Genomic DNA, 6481 nt, shown 5'->3' with positions numbered 1-6481 from the left:
GTCGTGGTCAGCTCAGTCGTCGTCGTCGGCTCAGTCGTCGTCGGCTCAGTCGTGGTCGGCTCAGTCGTCGTGGTCGGTGTCGGAATTACGGTCGTGCCGCAGTTGTGACGGTGACAATGCCAGCCATAGTTGCCGTTGCCGTTGTTGCCGCCACCGTTGCCGTTGTGACCGCCACCGTTGCCGTTGTTATTGCCGCCGTTGCCGTTGTGACCGCCACCGTTGCCGTTGTTATTGCCGCCGTTGTTGCCGTAATTGCCGTTTCCATTGCCGTTGTTGCCACCACCGCTGTTGCCGCCAGGTTGGGCGGCGACGATGGCGGGGAAGACCGATACGGCAAGGACGCCGATACCCATCAGGCACATCACAGCAACAAGCATCATCGCTAGCCGTCGTGGCTGGCTCATCGACATTCCTCCCCGACACATACGTCCGACCTGCGGAAAACTGCGGCAGACTCACCGTGCCTATCGCACCGGACACACCCTCGTTACATTTCCGGCAAACATGTATCCGCCCAAGGATCATCCCTCACTTGGAAGCTCAACGGTCCGGATCAGCGGTCGCAATCGTATGAAACGGCGCACACTCAGATCGAATCTTCGCAATTCGGGCAGGCCCTGAAAATGCAGGAAAGGGTCGTTCAACTTTCGTTGAAAGACCCTTTTCGCTGGTACTTCTTGGTGGAGCTGAGGGGAATCGAACCCCTGACCTCTTCGATGCGAACGAAGCGCGCTACCAACTGCGCCACAGCCCCGTGCCACCGCCTCAGCGGTGCTCGGCAACTCTAACAGGAACGAATACTCCCGTTGGAATCACCCGACACGAACTTTCGGCCCGACGAGATCGGCCCAGAAGATCACTGACCGGACGCGCGACGCATCTCGGTGTGCCTGATCTCTTCTTCGTAGTGATCTAGGTGATCGAACACCGGATCTTCGTCGTCGACCTCGAGGACAACCGCTCCTGGCCGACGCAGTCGCGCCGGAATCAGGCGAAGCTCTTCGTCGGTGTGCGATTCGACTCCGAGTCGCGATCGGTTGAGGCGTTCGGTACGACGGCGGCGAATCTCTTGCTCGATCCGAACCTGCCGACGCAAGTACGCCATGTACCCGCCGAGGCCGCACACGGTCAGCGCAAACAACCACCACACCATCGGCGAGATGATCAATGCGAGAGCGCCCGAGAGAATCGCGACGAACGCAAGTCCCAGCAATGTCCGCTGACGGAATGCATACCGCGCCTCCCGGGCGATGGCATCCGCTTCGGGGTCGAATCCGCCTCGGCCGCGCCGAACCGGAACAAATTCTCCGACCGGTGCACGACCGCCGGCGTAGTCGTCTTCTGCGTGAGTGTCCATCTGGTCCTCCGCGTCGTAGCTGCTGCGCACTGGTTCTGGTTGCCAGTTCGGATCGCTTCGATGTCCTGCTGCCGGCCCGCGCTGAACAGGGTTGCTGTCGCCGCGGTGGAGTACTCGAGTCGCGAGTGCCGCGTCACTCGTCTGCCGGATCCTGGGGCGCTTGTTGACAAGCATCGGCACCAGGACGAACAGCCACACGGCCACCAGCCCGATCCACACGAATGAGCTAGGCATGCCGCGGCCTCCTCCCGATCACCTACCAGCACCTATGCCAGCCGTTGACGAGTCAAGGTTAACGGCCGACGCCCTCGCATCGTTGCCGACGCGCCGAACCCCACCATACTCATGTGTCACACGCGTACCGAACTGAACTTCCGGTTCAGTCTCAAAAGTCTCAAGTTCTGGTTGAATCAAAAACCACATTTTCCCGCACGAAAGTAGGACTACTCAGCGGTAACTGCTGTTTAGCTCGCGTTTCTCACGCTTCTGGCGCCGTCTTCGTCACACCCACGAAGCGCGTCCGGACCGCACCAATCTGTCGACGACGGTGGTGGGTACTTCCTCGATGGTCATTCCGACCAGAAGATGATCACGCCATTGGCCGTCGACATCGAGGTAGCGCTTGAGAAGACCTTCCTCCCGGAACCCAACATTTCGTAGGACTGCGCGACTCGACGCGTTCTCCGGCCGAACAGTGGCCTCCACTCGATGCAGACCGACCTTCGAGAATGCGTGATCGAGTGTGAGTGCAACGGCAGCTGTGGCTACGCCCCCACCGGTCACGTGCGAGGCGACCCAATAGCCCACCCAGGCGGACCGCAGAGCGCCGCGCACCACATTTCCGATGGTGACCTGCCCGCAGTACTTCCCGTCGAGTTCGATCACCAGGGGAAGGATCCTGCCCTTGCGCGCTTCGGAGCGAAGGTTCCCGCACAGGGACGGCCAGACGGTGATGTGGTGGCGAGCATCCCAGGGCGATTCTCCGGTGGGCTCCCACGGCTCGAGGTGCTCGCGATCGCGAATGCGGAGACGACTCCACACAGCAGCGTCACGGAGCTTCACGGGGCGGACGGTCACCACTCCCGCGGGCACTCGCAGCGGGCCGAGATCTTCCGGCCATCCTGGATGGACTGACATCACACCCCACTCGGGTCGGCGTTACCCACGTTGGGCGAGAAAAGCTACGTCGACTTCTTCACCGATGTGCACTTCGGTGACGTCTCGATCGACCAGAACCAAGCAATTGGCTTCCGCCAAGGTCGCGAGGAGATGTGAGGACGCACCGGGCGCACCCCCGAGGGCCTGCACCAGGTACTCCCCTGTCGCTTCGTCACGCATCAGCTGACCACGCAGAAAACCCTTGCGATCGGCAATCGACGTGATCGTTCCCACTGTCCGCGCTTTCACTACTCGCCGCATCGGCTGGCGGCGTCCGAGCGCGATTCTGATCAGCGGGCGAACCATGACTTCGAATACCACCAGTGCGCTGACCGGGTTGGACGGTAGGAGAAAGGTCGGAACCTCGTCCCTTCCCAGCTTTCCGAAGCCTTGCACCGATCCCGGATGCATGGCAACGCGCTCCACCTCGAGTGTCCCCAGGTCGGCAAGCGCCTCACGAACCTCGTCGGACGCTCCGCCGCCCACGGCACCGGCGATGACAACGATTTCCGAGCGAATCAGCTGTCCCTCGACTACTTCGCGAAGACGACGCGAGTCGTTGCCTGCGATTCCCACACGGTTGACGTCGGCGCCGGCATCGCGCGCTGCGGCGGCGAGGGCATACGAATTGACGTCGTAAACCTGGCCTGGCCCCGGCGTGCGATCCACGTCGACGAGTTCTCCACCGACGCTGATGACGGAGAGGCGCGGACGGGGATGGACGAGTACTTTGTCGCGGCCGACCGCGGCGAGCAACCCGACCTGTGCGGCTCCGATGATGGTGCCTGCCCGAACGGCCACGTCGCCCGGCTGGACGTCGTCGCCTGCACGGCGAACGTAATCGCCCGAACGCACCGGCTCGAAGATCCGAACGCGAGCGCGACCACCGTCGGTGTTCTCGAGCGGAAGAACTGCGTCGGCCAGCGTGGGCAAAGGCGCGCCGGTGTCGACTCGGACGGCCTGGCGAGGTTGCAAGCGGATCGGTTGGCGTGAGCCCGCCGTCACCTCACCGACCACCGGCAAGGTGAGGTCGGTAGGCTCGCCGTCCTCGCCTCGGAGGTCGGCTCCGGCGCCGGCGACATCGACACTACGAACCGCGTAACCGTCGATGGCAGCTTGATCGAATCCCGGCAATGGGCGTTCGGTCACCACTTCCTCGGCACACAGCAGTCCCTGCGCCTCCGAGATGGCGACCCGAACCGGACGGGGTGCCACTGCAGCAGCGGTAACCCTGGTCTGCTGCTCCTCAACCGACCGCATCTGGTCCGCGTCCTCCTGTGTCTGGAAATTCGGTGATATCCGTCAGCTCATGATGCCTTGCCGCCGAAAAGGGACAAGCACATTGATACTGCGTTATCGGGCGATCAACCACCGTGGCGACACGCTCAGCGGTCGAGCCGATCCGCGAGCCACTTACGCAAGGACGGGCCGTAATCGTCACTGTCGAGCGCCAGGTCCACCGAAGCGCGGAGGTACCCGCCGGGGTTGCCCAGGTCATGACGCGTTCCGCGGTGCACCACCACGTGAACCGGATGGCCCTCGGAAATCAGGAGAGCGATGGCGTCGGTGAGTTGCAACTCACCGCCGGCTCCCGGCTCGATGCGACGAAGTGCGTCGAAGATCGCACGATCGAGCAGATAGCGACCTGCAGCGGCAAAGGTCGACGGCGCGTCTTCCACAGCCGGCTTCTCGACCATGCCGACGACCTTGAGGACGTCGGGATTGACCGCGTCGGGAACGATCTCGACGTCGAAGACGCCGTAAGCGCTGACTGCGTCTTTCGGGACGTCGATTGCACAGAGAACGGATCCTCCGCGCTTGGCCCGAACTCGCGCCATGATCTCCAGGACGCCACGCGGTAGTACGAGATCATCGGGCAGAAGGACCGCGATGGCATCTTCGTCGTCGTCGAGAACCGACTCGACGCAACCGACTGCATGCCCGAGGCCGAGGGGCTGCTCCTGAATCACGGAGTCGACTTCGAGCAAACCCGGCGCTTTGCGCACCTTCGCCAGGGCAGCGAGTTTTCCGCTTGCTTCCAGCTTGCTTTCGAGCACGAGATCCTCGACGAAGTGGGCAACCACGCCGTCTTTGCCCGGGGACGTCACGATGACGAGCCGCTCGGCTCCCGAGTCCGCAGCTTCACCTGCCACCAGTTCGATACCCGGTGTGTCCACGACCGGCAGCAATTCTTTCGGAACCGTCTTGGTGGCAGGCAGGAAACGCGTACCAAGTCCGGCTGCGGGAACCACGGCCGTACGGAAGGCCCTCGTGCTGCTAGCGACAACGTCTGTCATGCCAACACCTTAGCCGCCGCTTGTTACCGCTCGGTCAGCACGACGAATATCGTTGCGGGGTGACACCTCAGACAAAAGCACAATGGCGACAAATCACACTCGCAGCACGTGATGCAGTCTCCGAGCACACTCGAAACACGGAAACTGCGGCGTTGATCACGCACATACGTTCAGTGATTGTCGACGGCTCGGTCGTCTGTGCGTACGTCCCCACCCGCACCGAACCAGGATCCACCGATTTGCTCGACGCCGTTGCCGAGATCGCTCAGCGTGTACTACTTCCGATCACCGGGGAGCCGGGACCGTTGTCCTGGGTCGAGTACAGCGGCGCGAACGGTTTGCGCCCCGCGAAGTACGGCATTCGGGAGCCTGTCGGACCCGCCTTGCCACCGGAAGCCCTGTCCGACGTGGAATGCATGCTTGTCCCTGCTCTCGCGGTGGATCTTCGCGGAACACGCCTCGGCCGTGGCGCAGGCTTCTACGACCGGACGCTCGGGTCGGTCGGACCACAGACTCGGCTCGTGGCAATTGTCAGAGACTCCGAACTCGTCGAGGCCTTGCCTGCCGACGACCACGACATTCCCATGGGCTGGGCATTGACGCCGCGCGGCGGCCTCACGCAACTCAAAGGCGATTGATCTGCGGGAATAGATCCCTGATTAGCGCTGTTGGCACTGTCACTTGTAGAGTGCTAAAGGCTGCGGTGTAAATACGCGGCTGCTCGAACATCACAGTGCGGAGGAAGCCCGGTGCCCACCTACTCATACGCATGTACGGAATGTGACAACCGTTTCGACATCGTCCAGTCCTTCAGCGAAGATTCGCTGACGGTCTGCCCAGCTTGCTCAGGCAAGCTCCGCAAGCTGTTCAACTCTGTTGGCATCGTGTTCAAGGGCAGCGGCTTCTACCGCACCGACAGCCGCGGCGGCTCCGGGACTGCGAGCGAGCCCGCCAAGAGTGATTCGGCACCCGCTGCGAAGTCCGAGTCCAAGTCGGACTCCTCTTCGACATCGAGTTCGTCGACCAGCACGCCGGCGCCCGCAAAGGCTGCCGCGAGCTGATTTCCACAACCTCCGGGTTGTCCACAGTTTCACATGGTTAGGGCCGGAAGCACCGCTTCCGGCCCTAACGTGCATGAATGCCGTCAGCACGTTCTCGCTCGCCGAGGCGCTCCGATCCACTGCGCGCCCAACTCGATCTCAGCCCGAGCACCTTCGATCGCGTCGTCGAACTGACACGCGGCACACGATTCCGCACGGCGACAGTCCGTAAGATCGCAGCCGTTGTCCTGGCCACACTCGGCGTTGTTCTCTTCTTTCGAGGCGATCCCGCGACCGACACCGTCGCCGTAGTTGTCTCGAGCCGCGATCTCACTCCGGGGCAGGTGATTGCGGATTCGGATGTCGAGATGCGAGAGATCGACTCGAAACAACTTCCCGAAGGAGTTGTCTCCGATACCGACCTGGTAGTCGGGAGAACCGTTGCCGGCCCGATTCGCTCCGGAGAAACCGTCACCGACGTGCGCGTTCTCAGCCCACGGCTGGCCGGGTTGTCGGTAGGAACCGACGACGCCCGCATCGTCCCCGTCCGATTGGCCGATGCGGCCGTCGCGGACATGTTGCGCAGCGGGGACGTCGTCGACGTCCTGACCGTCGGCCCTGACACATCC

At 62.7% G+C, this 6481-nt stretch carries 8 protein-coding genes and 1 tRNA gene; 3 read left to right on the top strand and 6 right to left on the bottom strand.

Annotated features, from left to right (window positions below; genetic code table 11):
• The 6 genes from AC1Q61_RS32510 to AC1Q61_RS32485 all read right to left on the bottom strand — a co-directional run.
• Window positions 1–404, bottom strand: a 404-nt coding sequence (locus AC1Q61_RS32510; RefSeq protein WP_492654928.1) for a hypothetical protein, incomplete at its 3' end; no start/stop codon positions are given.
• Between the two features lie 274 nt (window positions 405–678).
• Window positions 679–754 (bottom strand) — tRNA-Ala (locus AC1Q61_RS32505).
• A gap of 102 nt (window positions 755–856) precedes the next feature.
• The gene (sepX, locus tag AC1Q61_RS32500; RefSeq protein ID WP_007727521.1) at window positions 857–1591 is read right to left on the bottom strand and encodes a divisome protein SepX/GlpR; all 735 of its coding nucleotides are present in this window, start codon (window positions 1589–1591) and stop codon (window positions 857–859) included.
• A 267-nt stretch (window positions 1592–1858) separates the two neighbouring features.
• Entirely contained in the window at window positions 1859–2494 is a 636-nt protein-coding gene (locus AC1Q61_RS32495; protein WP_007727523.1) for a GNAT family N-acetyltransferase, read from the bottom strand.
• A gap of 21 nt (window positions 2495–2515) precedes the next feature.
• Entirely contained in the window at window positions 2516–3775 is a 1260-nt protein-coding gene (gene glp, locus AC1Q61_RS32490) for a molybdotransferase-like divisome protein Glp (protein ID WP_007727526.1), read from the bottom strand.
• Between the two features lie 125 nt (window positions 3776–3900).
• Window positions 3901–4812: a UTP--glucose-1-phosphate uridylyltransferase gene (locus AC1Q61_RS32485; RefSeq protein ID WP_003946415.1), complete on the bottom strand. Its 912-nt coding sequence runs from the start codon at window positions 4810–4812 to the stop codon at window positions 3901–3903.
• A gap of 59 nt (window positions 4813–4871) precedes the next feature.
• Between AC1Q61_RS32485 and AC1Q61_RS32480 the strand changes: the two genes are divergently transcribed.
• From AC1Q61_RS32480 to AC1Q61_RS32470, 3 genes are all read left to right on the top strand, one after another.
• Entirely contained in the window at window positions 4872–5450 is a 579-nt protein-coding gene (locus AC1Q61_RS32480; RefSeq protein WP_058226064.1) for a 5-formyltetrahydrofolate cyclo-ligase, read from the top strand.
• A gap of 111 nt (window positions 5451–5561) precedes the next feature.
• A complete protein-coding gene (locus AC1Q61_RS32475) occupies window positions 5562–5873 on the top strand; it encodes an FmdB family zinc ribbon protein (RefSeq protein ID WP_003946378.1) in 312 nt (103 codons plus the stop codon).
• A gap of 77 nt (window positions 5874–5950) precedes the next feature.
• Window positions 5951–6481: SAF domain-containing protein (locus tag AC1Q61_RS32470; protein ID WP_492654927.1), on the top strand; the 531-nt coding region annotated here is incomplete at its 3' end.

It is taken from the genome of Rhodococcus sp. MPR-R1B (genome assembly GCF_058793255.1).
Note: the sequence above shows the minus strand (reverse complement) of the source record. Positions and strands in the feature narration are given on the sequence as shown.